Annotated in this window: 14 protein-coding genes; 6 read left to right on the top strand and 8 right to left on the bottom strand. The window is 64.9% G+C overall.

Annotated features, from left to right (window positions below):
* Positions 1-173: 173 nt before the first annotated feature.
* The 8 genes from GY937_04570 to GY937_04535 form a co-directional block, all read right to left on the bottom strand.
* Positions 174-728, bottom strand: a complete 555-nt coding sequence (locus tag GY937_04570) for a hypothetical protein (protein MCP5055984.1) — start codon at positions 726-728, stop codon at positions 174-176.
* 112 nt (positions 729-840) lie between these two features.
* Positions 841-981 carry a hypothetical protein gene (locus GY937_04565; protein ID MCP5055983.1) on the bottom strand — a complete coding sequence of 47 codons (141 nt, stop codon included), beginning with the start codon at positions 979-981 and terminating at the stop codon, positions 841-843.
* A 68-nt stretch (positions 982-1,049) separates the two neighbouring features.
* Positions 1,050-1,583 (bottom strand): cupin domain-containing protein, encoded by a 534-nt coding sequence (locus GY937_04560; GenBank protein ID MCP5055982.1) that lies wholly within the window; start codon positions 1,581-1,583, stop codon positions 1,050-1,052.
* A 161-nt stretch (positions 1,584-1,744) separates the two neighbouring features.
* Positions 1,745-3,094 carry a DEAD/DEAH box helicase gene (locus GY937_04555; GenBank protein ID MCP5055981.1) on the bottom strand — a complete coding sequence of 450 codons (1,350 nt, stop codon included), beginning with the start codon at positions 3,092-3,094 and terminating at the stop codon, positions 1,745-1,747.
* A 510-nt stretch (positions 3,095-3,604) separates the two neighbouring features.
* Positions 3,605-3,922 (bottom strand): hypothetical protein, encoded by a 318-nt coding sequence (locus GY937_04550; GenBank protein MCP5055980.1) that lies wholly within the window; start codon positions 3,920-3,922, stop codon positions 3,605-3,607.
* A 147-nt stretch (positions 3,923-4,069) separates the two neighbouring features.
* Positions 4,070-5,353, bottom strand: coding sequence for an alpha-hydroxy-acid oxidizing protein (locus GY937_04545; GenBank protein ID MCP5055979.1), 1,284 nt, complete (start codon positions 5,351-5,353; stop codon positions 4,070-4,072).
* Positions 5,354-5,533: 180 nt separating this feature from the next.
* The gene (locus GY937_04540) at positions 5,534-7,072 is read right to left on the bottom strand and encodes a GMC family oxidoreductase (GenBank protein MCP5055978.1); all 1,539 of its coding nucleotides are present in this window, start codon (positions 7,070-7,072) and stop codon (positions 5,534-5,536) included.
* Positions 7,069-7,728 (bottom strand): gluconate 2-dehydrogenase subunit 3 family protein, encoded by a 660-nt coding sequence (locus GY937_04535; GenBank protein ID MCP5055977.1) that lies wholly within the window; start codon positions 7,726-7,728, stop codon positions 7,069-7,071. The genes GY937_04540 and GY937_04535 overlap by 4 nt, the downstream gene beginning before the upstream one ends.
* 59 nt (positions 7,729-7,787) lie before the next feature.
* On the opposite strand from GY937_04535, the gene GY937_04530 reads away from it, so the two are divergent.
* The 6 genes from GY937_04530 to GY937_04505 all read left to right on the top strand — a co-directional run bounded on the left by GY937_04530 (position 7,788) and on the right by GY937_04505 (position 13,468).
* Complete coding sequence (locus tag GY937_04530; protein ID MCP5055976.1) at positions 7,788-9,257, top strand: HAMP domain-containing histidine kinase; 1,470 nt, start codon at positions 7,788-7,790, stop codon at positions 9,255-9,257.
* Positions 9,254-10,735, top strand: a complete 1,482-nt coding sequence (locus GY937_04525) for a HAMP domain-containing histidine kinase (protein ID MCP5055975.1) — start codon at positions 9,254-9,256, stop codon at positions 10,733-10,735. The genes GY937_04530 and GY937_04525 overlap by 4 nt, the downstream gene beginning before the upstream one ends.
* A gap of 62 nt (positions 10,736-10,797) precedes the next feature.
* Entirely contained in the window at positions 10,798-11,475 is a 678-nt protein-coding gene (locus GY937_04520) for a pyridoxamine 5'-phosphate oxidase family protein (GenBank protein ID MCP5055974.1), read from the top strand.
* 10 nt (positions 11,476-11,485) lie between these two features.
* Positions 11,486-11,998 carry a YfcE family phosphodiesterase gene (locus GY937_04515; GenBank protein MCP5055973.1) on the top strand — a complete coding sequence of 171 codons (513 nt, stop codon included), beginning with the start codon at positions 11,486-11,488 and terminating at the stop codon, positions 11,996-11,998.
* Between the two features lie 19 nt (positions 11,999-12,017).
* Positions 12,018-12,983 (top strand): L-histidine N(alpha)-methyltransferase, encoded by a 966-nt coding sequence (gene egtD, locus GY937_04510; protein ID MCP5055972.1) that lies wholly within the window; start codon positions 12,018-12,020, stop codon positions 12,981-12,983.
* Positions 12,980-13,468, top strand: coding sequence for a gamma-glutamylcyclotransferase (locus GY937_04505; GenBank protein MCP5055971.1), 489 nt, complete (start codon positions 12,980-12,982; stop codon positions 13,466-13,468). The genes egtD and GY937_04505 overlap by 4 nt, the downstream gene beginning before the upstream one ends.
* Positions 13,469-13,487: the final 19 nt, after the last annotated feature.

The raw sequence follows: 13,487 nt of genomic DNA, 5'->3' as shown, positions 1-13,487 counted from the left end.
GATGCAGTGTCTCAACCGCCGGATCTCAACGAAGGAAGATCTCACGCGCCAAGTCCAAGCCTGGCAAGACGATCGCAACCGAACGACGAAGGGCGTCGACTGGCAATTCACGACCCAACAAGCCCGCGTGAAACTGCGACGGCTCTACCCCCAGCTTTTGGTGTGACAAGGGACTAGCGCGTTCGCTGCTGTCCCTCCTCTCGGTAGGTGAGGACGCGCAGAGGGGAGCCGAGCCGCCTGCCCCTGCGCCACAACTCCCGGATGTCCGCCCACGCCGGCCAGTCAACGTAGTTGGCGTCTCCCGCCGACTGGGGATGTGACTCGGATGTTCCCGCGAGCAATCCGGCACTGGCGCCCACAAGCACCTCACCGGCGCGGACAGCGTTTCGGATCGAGTACGACAGGACGCACTCCCCATCCTGTGGATCGAGCCGTTCCCTGGCGTACACATCTCCCGCATCCCACGCATCGAACAACTCGTGGACGCTGACACCAGCATGCTGATCATCGCGGGCCATCGTCCAGAAGTACGGGAAGAGGCCTCGATTGCCCGGTAGGTACGACCCGTGGACGTTGATGGCGGCAACACTCGCTGCGTCCCGAACCCGGCGCCCGATCTTGTGCGGGAAGTAGATCGAGACGATCAGATCGGGGCGCTCCCGCTCGATTCGACTAGCGACATCGGCGTGATTGATGTCGCTGACAGCGACCAGCTCCGCCCCGGTCATGTCGGCGATGGAGCGCAGCCATTCTTCCGACCCAGCATCAGGCGAGTTCGAAAAGGAGTACTTCAGCCGCCTTCCAGACCAGAAAGACCGGAGACGTCCGCAGAATGCGCAGCTACTCGCGATGCGAGGTGCGGGCGGATGCTGAATAGATGGCGACAACGGAGTCGGTGAACTCTTCTGCCAGGATTCGGCTGACGGTGTTGGAAGCAAGGCTCTCGTAGGTCAGCAGGACCATCCGCGGTGAATCGTTCAAGTGTGACGCCCTCTAGCGAGAGGAACGGCGATGGCAACCCGAGCCGTCCCCTTCGCGACAGCAAGCGACTAACCGTTCCGGTCCGCACCGATCAGCACGACGACCATGCGACACGGCTCGTCGTAGGGATTGCGCCAGGCGTGGCGCGTGCCGTTCTGCACCACGGTATCACCGGGGCCGAGTTCGACGGTGGCACCATCGTCGAGTTCGAGTACGGCCCTTCCGGAGATCACATACTCGAAATCGATCGTGTCCGTCGTATGCATGCCGGGCGCGTCGGCCTCCATGTGTTCGACGAGTCCGGGGAGCTTCTCTCGCGCCTCCGCCGCCATTTCTTCGAGGGTCACGTCGGCGGGTGGGAGGGTCGAGGAGGGGGGCACCGTGAAGAGTGCGAAGCGGAAGCCGTCTCTAGTCGGGAAGTAGCCTGGTGTGGGAGGGTGTGAGCCGTCGTCCGGGAAGCTGGAGCGCTCATCGGAACCCCAGAGCCGGTGGAACTCGTTTCCCTGGGCCTTCTCCAGGCGAACGGGCGGGACGGTCTCGTCGCTGGCGAAAACGGCCTTGCCCTCGGGCGAGTGTCCTGTCACGACGCGGCGGACTTTCATGCCGGGCTCCTCTCGGAACCGAGCGTAGCGCCGATCTACGGGTGGAACGGAATCCAATGCGAACAGAGCCCCGAAAGCCCGCCTGAAACAGAGTGTCTACACGCAGGGACCCTTCAGCGGAGCGAATCCATTCGGGCTCGACGGCATCTGTTCACGCCGTCTCACGCGTTGGGCCGTGCCCCCCCGGGCCGACGCCCACGACCCCGGGAACCGCGGCTCCCAGACTCCTGGCTCCTTGTCTGGCTGGCATTGCGCGGACGCCGGTTGGAACCCCGGGCCTCCGACTCACCGCCGCTGGCCTTCGCTCCGCTGCCGGGCCGGCGCGACCTGCCGTTCGAACGGTTGCCACCGGAAGCTGCGCTGCGTGCTCCGCGCCTGGCACCACCGGATTGGCCGGTGCGCGGTCGTCCGCCGCGCCCTCTGGAGGAACGTTCCTCCCGGCCAGATTCTGCCTCCAGGCCCTCGGGCGTCTTCAGGCGATCCAGCGGCCGACGGGTCAGGCGCTCGATGGCCGTCAGGTGAGCACGCTCCTCCGGAGAACACAACGAAAGCGCTACGCCGCTCTCACCGGCCCGACCGGTGCGACCGATCCGATGCACGTAGGTCTCGGCCTCGTTCGGCATGTCGTAGTTGATGACGTGCGAGAGCCCCTTCACATCGATGCCGCGGGCAGCGATATCCGTCGCAACCACGACGCGGGTCTCTCCCGTCTTGAAACGACGCAACGCCCTCTCGCGGGCGCCTTGCGATTTGTTTCCGTGGATCGCCGCCGATTCGATGCGTGCGCGTTCCAGCTTCTGGACGAGCCGATTCGCACCGTGCTTGGTGCGCGTGAACACCAGGGCACGATCCACTTCGCCCGTCTCGAGCAGGGATTTCAGGAGATCGGTCTTGCGTCGTCCATCGACGAAGTAGACCGATTGTTCGATCGGTTCCACCGTACTCGAGACCGGATCGACCGCGAGGCGTACCGGCTTGTGGAGAATCTTGTTGGCCAGCGCCTCGATCTCGCGCGGCATCGTCGCGGAGAAGAGCAAGGTCTGCCGCTTCTGGGGCACCGCTCGCGTGATGCGGCGAACATCCGGCGCAAAGCCCATGTCGAGCATGCGATCGGCCTCGTCGAGCACGAAGAAACGAATGGCTCCGAGATCGATCACGCCATCGTTCATCAGGTCGAGCAGGCGTCCCGGCGTCGCGACCAGGACGTCGACCCCGCGGCGTAGGATCTGCGCTTGCGGTCGCTTGCTCACGCCTCCGAATACGACAGTTGCTCGAACGGACGAGTTGGCCGCATAACATTCGAAGCTCTCGTGGATCTGGGCCGCCAGCTCACGTGTCGGCGCGAGCACCAGTGCCTGGATGTCACGGCGACCACGATCGTCGCCAGCATCGAGCAGATGCTCGAGGATCGGGAGTGCGAAGGCGGCCGTCTTGCCGGTTCCCGTCTGGGCGCAGCCAAGCACGTCTCGGCCGTCGAGAATGTGAGGAATCGCCTCGCTTTGGATCGGCATGGGCGATTCGTAGCCCGCGCGATCGAGGGCACGACACAGACGAGTGTCGAGGCCCAGGTTCTGAAAACCGCCGGAAGAAACCGGGTCGGGTTGGATCGGAGATGCAGTCAATTGATTTTCCTTGGGTAGCGGCCTGGCACGGGCCCTCGTAGGCCGGGGTGCGAGACATCGCCAGATGATTGAATGGACGAGTTCCTGGACTCTCCCGAAGGGCCTGCTCGTCATTCGAGCGCTCTTCGCGGAGGCATGGAGCTCGAGGCGGTGGCCGGGCCACCTGCACGTCCCGCCCTCGTGACGTGATGAAGTTTCTTTCGAGCGCTCCCTGGCCGAGAGAGGAATAGATTCGAGGCCAGGAGCAGGGCGTCAGGAGTGTGCGAGCAAACGAGGCTCGCCTCTGCTGATCAAGCTCGGCGCAGACCATACAGGATGGAGTGGGGAGGCGCCGGTCCCCTCTTCCATCGGCCTACGGGAGAAGAAGTTGATCCCGAAGGCGGCCTTCCGCCGAAGGGCTCAGAGACCGAGCAGGTAGTAGCGAGCGGCGAGTTCCCCGGCTTTCAAGGCGAGGGCAGCCAGGCGGCCGATCATGCTCTCCTGCTCATGGAACTCGGGGCAACGCTTTGCCCTGCGAGAGGCCAGGCGCTCGATCTGGTCCAGGCTTGCGCGTTCCCAGAGCAGGTTCTCACGCTCCCGGGCCCAGCCGGCATCCCGTTGGTAGCGCCCGATCTGATTGGTGAGCTTCACGCACTCCCGACCCACGGGCTTGGGCGCGGCCAGGGCCGGGCCCGCCACGAGCATCGCGATCAGGATGGCTTGAATGAGCGTCTTCAATGGCAGTCCCCCCGGATAGCCAGGAGGCGTATCGGCAGGACCGCTTCAGAAGTGAAGGCCCTGCCCCCGCGGGGAACAAGTTCAGCATCCGTGGTGGCTCCGCCCGGCCTCGGTCCGGCTGGAAGCGGCCACATGGACCCAGCCGGGTCAGACGCTGGGTTCGCAGAATCGACTCGGCACCCGGACATGCGCAGGTGAGATCGAACCGAGGTCGGGGGTGCCCATGCCCCGCATGATCGTCTCGAACTCGCTTCGGAGGATCTGGAGCACGGCCTCGACACCCTCCTGGCCGAACGCCGCGAGCCCCCATAGATACGGACGGCCCACGCAGACGGCGTCGGCTCCGAGAGCCAGGGCCTTGAAGATGTCGGTACCCCGCCGGAAGCCGCTGTCGACCAGAACCGGGATACGCCCCTCCAGTTCATCGACGATGGGTGGCAGGGCTTCGATCGTGGAGAGGCCACTGTCCTCGGCACGTCCTCCGTGGTTGGAAACGACGATTCCGTCGATTCCGTGCTCGACACATCGGCGTGCGTCTTCACGGGTGAGGATTCCCTTGATCAGGAGCTTCATCGAAGTGGCATCACGAATGCGGTCCACGTAGTCCCAGTCCAGGATCATGAGGTCCGAGAGCCAACCCTGGGGATCGAGCCCGACGGCCTCGGCTGCCTTCACGGTTCCGCGAAGCAAATCACCGGTGAGGGATTGGTGACAGGGCTGGCAGCCGGGATTGTCGGCTCGGCGGAAGCGTCGAATCCGGTCGCGGTTCTCGCCGAACATGGTCGCGACCATGTCGACGGTCAGGACGACCGCGGAGCAGCCCGCCTCTTCGGCCTCGCGAAGCTGCAGCCGTGTCACGGGCCAGGCGTTCCCGGTGTAGAGCTGGAACCAGAGCGGCGCGCCGCGTGCGTTCGCGACGTCCTCGATCGGCGTCGAGGTGCCGGTCGACAAGATCTGGAGGTGGTCCCTACGCCTGGCAGCCCGTGCGACCGCAAGCTCGGCGTCCGGGTGAAACGCCTTCTGGACCCCGGCGGGCGCCAGGACGAGCGGGCACGACAACTCGGCCCCGAGGAGGTTGGTTCGAGTGTCGAGCGTGCGGACGTCGACCAGTCGTCGCGGTCGCAGCTGGAAGTCGTCGAAGGCCGAGCGATTCGCCCGGAGGGTGACCTCGTGCTGGACCCCCATCGACAGGTAGGTGTAGTGGGCCGGAGACAGGTTGCCTCTGGCCACGGGCTCGAAATCGAAGACATCGATTGCGTCACCGGCCTTCGCCACGATTTCTCTCGCCCGGTCGACGAGCGCCTCACCCTCCTCCACAGCACCTAGCATCAGCTCGACTGCGGCGAGAGGCCTTGGCGAGTAGATCAACGGACTCGCGAGGAGGAACTGAAGCAGGGAGCGCCTATCGATCGAGGGAAGGGCTTTCGTCATGAACTCCCTATCCGCAATCCACGTGCCAAGCTCTACGATCGGGAGCTGGCCTCTCTTCCCGATTGCGAGGACACATGCAGCCGGGCTCCTGCGTCTCCGCAGTTCGCGAACTGCACGGATGCCCGGATCGCCAGCGTGTTTCGGCCGAGGAGCAAGTGCCGAGAAGACGCCGGCTCGGGACTAGAGTTCGTCTGCCACCGCTTGTGCGCTCCGATGGGCAAGCGCCATCCCGGTGAGCATCGGGTTCACGGAGGTGCAGCGCGGGAAGATCCCCGTATCGACCAGGAAGAGCCCATCCATCTCGTGTGCGCGACCCCGCGGATCGACCACTCCCTTGGCCGGATCGCCGTGCATTCGGGTCGTGCAGAAGGCGTGATTCGAGGCGGTGACGAAATCCGAAGCTGCATAGCGTCGCGTGCGTAGGACATCCGCCTCTTCGAGCGAATGCATCTCGTCCGGCACCCCATGAACGCCCGGGAGGATCGTCTTCGCACCCGCCGCAAAGAAGATGCGGGCGATCTGGTAGAGCGCCCCGCCCAACACCTGTGCATCCTCCGGGTCGAAGTTCCAGGTGAGGATCGGGTCGAGGGAGGCGCCGCGCCTGGCCCGGACGGTCCCGAGAGACCGATGGCAGGTGGCAATGGCATCCCAGTTGGCGGCATAGGGGACCTGGGCAAGGCGCTTCTTCAAGTCGTGACCGAAACCGGGGAAGCGCACGGCGAGGATCGCCGCCGGAGCCCACAACGTCTCGAGCTTGTAGCCCTCGCGCAGGAAGGCCAGGCTTTGATAGCCCTGGGTCGCGCCGAAACCAGGGTCGACCTTCTCCGGGAAGATCCCGAGGACGGCGATGCCCGGGTGGAACTGCAGGTTCCGCCCCACCTGGCCGGAACCATTCGCCAGATTGCCGCTCTTCTGGAGGAGGACGGGTGTCGCCATGCACCCGGCCGCCAACACCACGGCTTTCGCATCGATCCGGAACCGATGACTTCGGCGACCGCTGAAAGGCTCGACCACCTGACCCCGTACGCCCGTGGCGCGGCGCCCATCCGAGAGCACCTCCTGCACCTGTACGGAGGTCAACACGCGGGCGCCGGCCTTGATGGCCGCGGGCACATAGGAAATATCCATCGATTGCTTGGCGCGAGCACGGCAACCCGTGAAGCACTCTCCGCTGCCGCGACAACCTCGTACGTTGCGGGCGATCGGCTCACTCTCGATTCCCAGCGCGTCACAGCCATCCCGAAACAAGAGATTGCGCTGGCCCTGCAGCTCGTCGGGTGTGAGCGCGATCCCGAGAAAGGCTTCCACCGCGTCGTAGTGGGGATCCAGATCCGAGCGGCGCGTCCCCTCGAGTTCGGCGTATTCCTCCCAACCTTCGAATACGAAATCCGGCGGACGCACGCAGATGGCGGAATTCACCAGGGAGCCCCCGCCAAGAGCAATGGTCTGCATGGTGGGAATGATGGTTCCGCGTGTGGTCCGCAGGCCTGCCTCGCGCATCATGCGGGTCATCGACAGAGCGCCATCGAGCTCGAAATCCTGAGGTGTGAAGGGCGGGCCTTCCTCGAGAAGGACCACGCGCTTGCCCCGTGCTGTGAGTTCGTGCGCGACGACAGCACCACAGGGGCCCGAGCCGACCACCACCACGTCGGCCTCTTCGGTGAAATCCCGCTCGTACTCGGCGAAGACCCGCACCTCGCCCTCGACCGCAGCGCTCATTGCATTTGCTCCGCGTGGTCTGGGTGGAGCGGCGCATCCGCGGCGAGCGGAACGCCGGAGCGCGCGACCAGATCTTCCCGCTCGTAGGCAATCGTGCGGGGGTGGGCGCCGATGGCCGGGTAGAGGAGATCGGCTTCGACGATCGGCGAATCGATCTGCTTGGCCCCAAGGTGAAGAGCCCTCAAAACGACGGGATCGGAAAAGAAGCCCATCGTCAGGATCGCTCGCAGGCTCGAGAACACCAACCGACGTGGAAACAAGGAGCTCGTACGCCACCCTTCGAGGACGGCGCCTTGCTGCTCCGGACTCAGTGAAGAAAACCGACGCCGCCCCCCCCTGCCGGGCGCCGAAAAAACCAGCGTCGCGTGCTCGACCAGGAAGAAGAGCAGCCGCATCAGGATCCCGACAGACCGCGGTACCGCGGCGACGTAGCGATCAGCGTAGGCTGGAATCCCGGCCTGGGTGCCCGAGGGCAGATCAGAACCACCTTCCGGGTACGTGGCGTCCGCCGCGGCAGCCAGAAACGCGAGTTCCCGGGCGGCCAACACGAGACCCGGCCGCTTTGCGTGGGGGAAACCTCCAAACACACGCCAGACCGCCCAACCGAGGAGCGTTGCGGCGAACAGACCGGCCGAGAGGCCCCAGGCAGACGGCATCGGCGGAGGTTAGCCCAGCAATCTCAAGGGGAAATCACCCTACGCCGATGCAGTAAGCGATGGGCTCCGCCTCGGTCATTTCAATCTCGTTGGGCGTGGCCGCGCTCTGCGCGGCACTTCTCAACTTCGGCCTCCACCGCCTCGGGCTGCGGAGCCGCGACCATTTCTGGCTGGCCGTAGCCGCCCTCGGCATCGTTCAGTTGGCGATCGGCAATGCACTGGTCTACTCCGCGCAGACCGTGGCCGCAGCCGAGGCCGCCCAGGTCGTCTCACTGGCGGCGTGTGTTCCCCTTGTCATCGGCTCCTTGCGCTTCGCTTCCTTGCTGGTGGGCGTGCGGATCCTCTGGATCGAGATCCCGGCCGGTTTTTTTTCGGCGGCCATCGTTCTGACGGTCCTCGCCCGGCCGGAGCTGCTCTTCACCGGCGAGATCGTCGAAGCACATATCCCAGCATTGGGCCTCCACTTCGTCGAGAGTAGGCTCAGTCCTCTGGCCGGCCTCATGTTCGCACCATTTCTATTGGTCTTCGCCACGGTCATCGTGTTGTTCTGGCGAAACCGGCGCAACATTGAGCAGTCAGGCCTGCTGGTCGGGTCGGCTGTGTTGTGGTTGCTGGCGGCAACGAATGATTCCCTCGTGGGAACTGGCTTCTACCGCGGCCCGTACCTGATGGTCGGCGGCTACGTCGTCTTCCTGTTGGCTTTCACATTCCTCCTGGTGCGCCGCTTCGTCGATAGCCTCGACGCTGTCGAAGCCAGCTCGGACGATCTCAAGCTGGTGATCGAAGAAACCACGGAGAAGCTGCGGCAAAAGGACATGCAAGTGGCGCACGGCGCCCGTATGGCCACGGTTGGGACGCTGGCCGCGGGATTGGCCCAGGAGATCCAATTGCCACTCGAAGACGTCACCCACCGTCTCGAGGGTGCCGCGACTCGTTTCGGCGTGATCGAAGAGCGCGAGGCCTTCGAAGCCAGCCTGGCCAACGCGCGTCGGGGCGTAGATCGAATCCGAACGATCGTCACCCGGCTGCTCCACGTCGCGCGACGGGATACGGGCCAATTGGGGCCTGTGAACGTCAACCAGGTCATCGAGGCTGTGCTTCCCATCGTCGGGCACGAAGCCCGAGGGCGGGCCTCGCTCGAGACCTCGCTCGAACGATTGCCGAACGTCGATGGCGATGAACGCCTGCTCGGCCAGATCGTGCTCAACCTGGTCTTGAACGCATTGCACGCTGCGCCCGAGAAAGGCGCCCATGGGCATCAGGTTCGGGTCAGCACCCAGGCCGTGCCGGATGGGGTCCGAATCCTGGTCAGCGATACGGGGCCCGGAATCTCGAGAGACATCCGCGAGCACGTCTTCGAGCCCTTCTTCACCACAAAGCCACCGGGCGAAGGCAGCGGCCTCGGGCTTACGGTCACGCGGCAGATCGTGGAGCGTCATGGTGGGGAGATCGATTTCCGGAGCACTTCGAGAGGCACGACATTCATCGTCGACCTGCCGGCTTCCGATCCCGTCGTGGAGCCAGCATGAACACGGCTTCTCTCTTGACGGTCATGCTGGGGGTGGTGGCCCTGTGCATCGCCACCTTCAATGGGCTCTTCTTCTTCTTGCGAAGGCAAGAGCGAGCCCACCTGTGGCTCGCCATCGCGGCGGCGGGCATGGTTCCCGCTGCAGGCTTCACAGCCGCCCTCTACACGTCGAGCGGACCGTGGGAAGCGGCGCTCTACCGCCAGGGCTCCCTGTTTTCGCTTGCGGTGTTGGCCTGGGGAATCGCTCGTTTCAGCGAGGAACTCCTGGAAGCACCTCTCGGGTGGTTGCGCCCTGCCCTCGTCGCCAGCATCGCCGTGCTGATCCCCGTGGCCTGGATGCCTGGAGTGGGCCATACCCTGGAACCCGTCGTGCGTATGGTTCCCCTCTTCGGCATCCACTACGTCGATACCGTCATCGCGTTGCCGAACGCCGCCATCGCGTTTCTCGCGTTCATTCCGATCAGCCTGATCGTTCGCCACTATCGCCGCCACCTGCCCCATGTCGATGTGCCGACAGGCCCCGTCCTCGTGGCGACCCTCTTCTGGGCGGCTTGCGCCGGTTTCGAGATCGCAGTCGGTACGGGGCTCGTCGAAGGGCCCTTCGTTCTCGTCCTTGGCTATGACGTCTTTGCGTGCACGTTCACCGGGCTGCTCGTCGGTCGAATCACCCGTTCCCGTGCCCTCGGCCAGGAAGCCTCCGAGGAACTCCACAGCCTTGCCGAAGCGCGTCTCGAGGCCATCCGCCAGCGAGAGCTTCAGCTCGCCCACGGCGACCGGCTGGCCACCGTCGGCACGCTGGCGGCGGGGGTCGCCCATGAGATCAACAACCCGCTCGCGTTCGTCTCGGCCAACCTGAACCAGTTGGAGGAACTGGCCAAGGATCCGAATGAGCAGGACGCCCCGGCGCTCTTTCAGGAGATCCTGCTCGAAACCCGCGAAGGCCTGACGCGCATTTCCTCCACGGTCTCGGGCCTGGTGGCGATGGCGCAGCGGGAGGAAGGGGCCGCCCACGCGGTCGATCTCGAAGACGTGGTCGAATCCGTCCTGCGACTCGCCCGGCACCAGGTTCCCGAGGATGTCGTCTTGCGGACCGATCTGGACCCTGCCACCCCGGTGGTCGGTGACGAGCGGCTGCTAGGCCAGGTCGTGCTCAACTTGTTGGTGAACGCGATCCACGCGATCCCGGAAAACCGTCCCGGCGGAGGCCAGATCACCTTGCGGATCCGCGACCACGGCGAACGCGTGGAGCTGGCCGTGATCGACGACGGCACCGGGATCCCGGACGACGTGTTGCCGCTGATCTTTGATTCGTTCTTCACGACGAAGGAACCCGGCCGAGGCACGGGCCTGGGTCTCCCGGTCACTCGCCAGCTGATCGCCCGGCATGGCGGCACGATCGACGTGGAGACCAATCCGAAGGGCACCTGCATGCGCATCTCCCTCCCGGCAGCGCTGCGCCGGACCGTGAGCACGCGCTAGAGGAATCCCAGGACTTCGCTACAATGTACCACTCGTAAATCTATATTGTAGTGGTACAAAAAATGAACCCGAGTTCGTATTCGCCCGGCCCCCGAAGCACCCTGAAGCGTCTCCCGGAGCGGGGCCACTACGACCATGCGACGGTTCACGCCATCCTCGATGAGGGCCTCGTCGGCCACGTCGGCTTCGCAGTGGACGGCCAGCCCTTCGTCATTCCCACCGCCTACGTACGGATCGACGAGACCCTGTACCTCCACGGCTCTCCAGCCAGCCGCATGCTGAAGGAGCTGCGCAAGGGCGTTCCGGTTTGTGTCACGGTCACGCACCTCGACGGCATCGTCCTTGCGCGGTCCGCGTTCCATCACTCGATGAACTTCCGCTCGGTGGTCGTGTTCGGAACCGCACGCAACGTTGATGATCTGGATGAGAAGAAGCGCGTGCTGGATGCGTTGGTCGAACATGTCGCTGCTGGGCGCTCGTCGGATGCGCGGCCGGGAAACCCGGAAGAGATCGCCTTCACCCGCATCCTGGCGGTTCCCATCGAGGAGGCTTCAGCCAAGGTCCGTTCGGGCCCGCCTCTCGACGACGAAGCCGATCTGACACACCCTGCCTGGGCTGGAGTCGTGCCGCTGCGCCTTCAAGCCGGGCAGGCCATTCCGGATGAACGCCACGCGCCGACCCGGGAAGCGCCGCCCTACGTCACGGGTTACCGTCGAGGAGCCGCCCTCCCGCCGGAGTAGCTCACGGCACATGCGCATCGGAATCGTCAGCGATACCCACAATCATTTGCGGAATGTGGAGCGCATCGTCGAGCTGTTCAATGGGGCCGGTGTGAGCCGGGTCGTCCACACAGGTGACATCACCCAGGCGAAGACGCTGCATGCGCTGTCCCCGCTCATCTGCCCGGTGGTGGGTGTCTACGGCAACAACGATTTGGAGCGCACGAGCCTGGAAGAAGCTGCCGAGCAGCTGGGCTTCCAACTCGTCGACCCACCACTGCGTTTGCGCTGGCACGAACGGGACGTCGTGGTCGTCCACGACCCCAGCGACCTGGCCGAGTTGGAGCTCGACTCCGGAACCCTTGCGCTCCACGGCCACACCCACCGGACGACCGAGGAATGGCAGCAGGACGGTGTCCTGGCCTTCAATCCCGGCGAGTGCGCTGGCATGATGGAGGGCCAGAACACGATCGGCATCGTCGATCTGGCCCAGTTCGGTAACGGGTTCGGTAGCGGGTCCGGTGTCGAGTTGGTCCGATTTTGAGCACCCCCGAGGAGATTTCATGAAATCGGCTGAGCCCGCCCTGACCGACTACCAACCGGAGCGGGAACGATTTCTTCAAGAGGCACTCGCTGGCCTGGCGTGTGAGCCAAAAGGTCTGCCCTGCAAGTACTTCTACGACGAGCGCGGCTCCGCGCTTTTCGACGAGATCTGCGAGCTCCCCGAGTACTACCCGACCCGCACCGAGTTCGAGATCATGGGCCTGCACGGCAAGGAGATGGCGGCCGTGCTCGGAAGGCATTGCCTGCTCGTCGAGTACGGAAGCGGCTCCAGCACGAAGACGCGCCTGCTCCTGGATCAGCTGGACTCACCTGCAGGCTATGCACCCGTGGACATCTCTCGCGAGCATCTGCTTTCCACGGCGGACCGATTGGCAACCGATTATCCAGGCTTGGAGATCCTTCCCGTCTGTGCGGACTTCACGCATCCCTTCGAGGTTCCGGTTTCTCGGATCGGTCCGGAATGTGTGGCGGTCTACTTTCCGGGCTCGACGATCGGCAACTTCCTTCCCGATGGCGCCACGACTCTGCTTCGGGTTGCCCACGCCGAGGTCGGCCACGGGGGCGTGCTGTTGATCGGCGTCGACCTGGTCAAGAATCCGGACGTGCTGGAACGCGCCTACGATGATTCGGCCGGCGTGACGGCTGCTTTCAACAAGAACCTGCTGGTGCGAATGAATGAGGAACTCGGGGCGGATTTCGATCTGGAGCGCTTCTCCCACCGCGCCCATTGGAATGGAGTCGATGGGCGGATCGAAATGCATCTCGTCAGCAGCGTGGCTCAGCAGGTGCGCCTCGGCGGCGAGTTGATCGAATTCGCCGCCGGCGAGGCTGTCTGCACCGAGCATTCGCATAAATACACCCTCGACGGCTTCGGGGCGCTCGCCGGGGCGGCGGGTTTCGATGTGGAACGGGTATGGACCGATCCGCGGGGTTGGTTCAGCGTGCAGGCCCTGCGAGCGAGGTGAAGAGGGAAACGCTGAAGACCCTCTACTTCGCCTACGGATCGAACCTCTCGGCAGCGCGCCTGCAGGCGCGCGTACTGACCGCCGAGCCCGCCGGTACCGCACGCCTCGAGGGCCATCGGCTGGTCTGCGACAAACCAGGGCGTGACGGATCCGCCAAGGCGAACCTGGTCACGGACCCGGCCGGGCATGTCTGGGGCGCCCTCTACCTGCTCGAAGCCCGCCACCTCGCGACCCTCGACCGCTTCGAAGGCGGGTACGAACGCCTCGTAGTGAGCGTCGAGAGCCATGTGGACGGTCGCGCTGCAGGCTTCCGGGACGCGCTGACCTACCGCTCCGACCTGCGCACGGCCGACCCGATTCCCTTCGATTGGTACCGACAGTTGATCCTCGACGGTGCACGCGATCACGGCCTCCCTGCAGCCTGGCTGGCCCGCCTCGAAGCCCTGCCCTGCCGCTTGGATCCGAGCCGAGCCGAGGTGCGCTAGAAACTCGCACTGGAGGCAC

Source organism: bacterium, from assembly GCA_024228115.1.
In the GTDB taxonomy this organism is placed as follows: domain Bacteria; phylum Myxococcota_A; class UBA9160; order UBA9160; family UBA6930.
The sequence above is the reverse complement of the archived record's forward strand: the minus strand, read 5'-3'. Positions and strand labels throughout refer to the sequence as shown.

Excerpts from the sequence above, each read along its gene's own strand:
- GY937_04570 (MCP5055984.1), bottom strand. The coding sequence starts at position 728 with ATGACCGGGGCGGAGCTGGTCGCTGTCAGCGACATCAATCACGCCGAT.
- GY937_04560 (MCP5055982.1), bottom strand. The coding sequence starts at position 1,583 with ATGAAAGTCCGCCGCGTCGTGACAGGACACTCGCCCGAGGGCAAGGCC.
- GY937_04555 (MCP5055981.1), bottom strand. The coding sequence starts at position 3,094 with ATGCCGATCCAAAGCGAGGCGATTCCTCACATTCTCGACGGCCGAGAC.
- GY937_04545 (MCP5055979.1), bottom strand. The coding sequence starts at position 5,353 with ATGACGAAAGCCCTTCCCTCGATCGATAGGCGCTCCCTGCTTCAGTTC.
- GY937_04540 (MCP5055978.1), bottom strand. The coding sequence starts at position 7,072 with ATGAGCGCTGCGGTCGAGGGCGAGGTGCGGGTCTTCGCCGAGTACGAG.
- GY937_04535 (MCP5055977.1), bottom strand. The coding sequence starts at position 7,728 with ATGCCGTCTGCCTGGGGCCTCTCGGCCGGTCTGTTCGCCGCAACGCTC.
- GY937_04530 (MCP5055976.1), top strand. The coding sequence starts at position 7,788 with ATGGGCTCCGCCTCGGTCATTTCAATCTCGTTGGGCGTGGCCGCGCTC.
- GY937_04525 (MCP5055975.1), top strand. The coding sequence starts at position 9,254 with ATGAACACGGCTTCTCTCTTGACGGTCATGCTGGGGGTGGTGGCCCTG.
- GY937_04520 (MCP5055974.1), top strand. The coding sequence starts at position 10,798 with ATGAACCCGAGTTCGTATTCGCCCGGCCCCCGAAGCACCCTGAAGCGT.
- GY937_04515 (MCP5055973.1), top strand. The coding sequence starts at position 11,486 with ATGCGCATCGGAATCGTCAGCGATACCCACAATCATTTGCGGAATGTG.
- egtD (MCP5055972.1), top strand. The coding sequence starts at position 12,018 with ATGAAATCGGCTGAGCCCGCCCTGACCGACTACCAACCGGAGCGGGAA.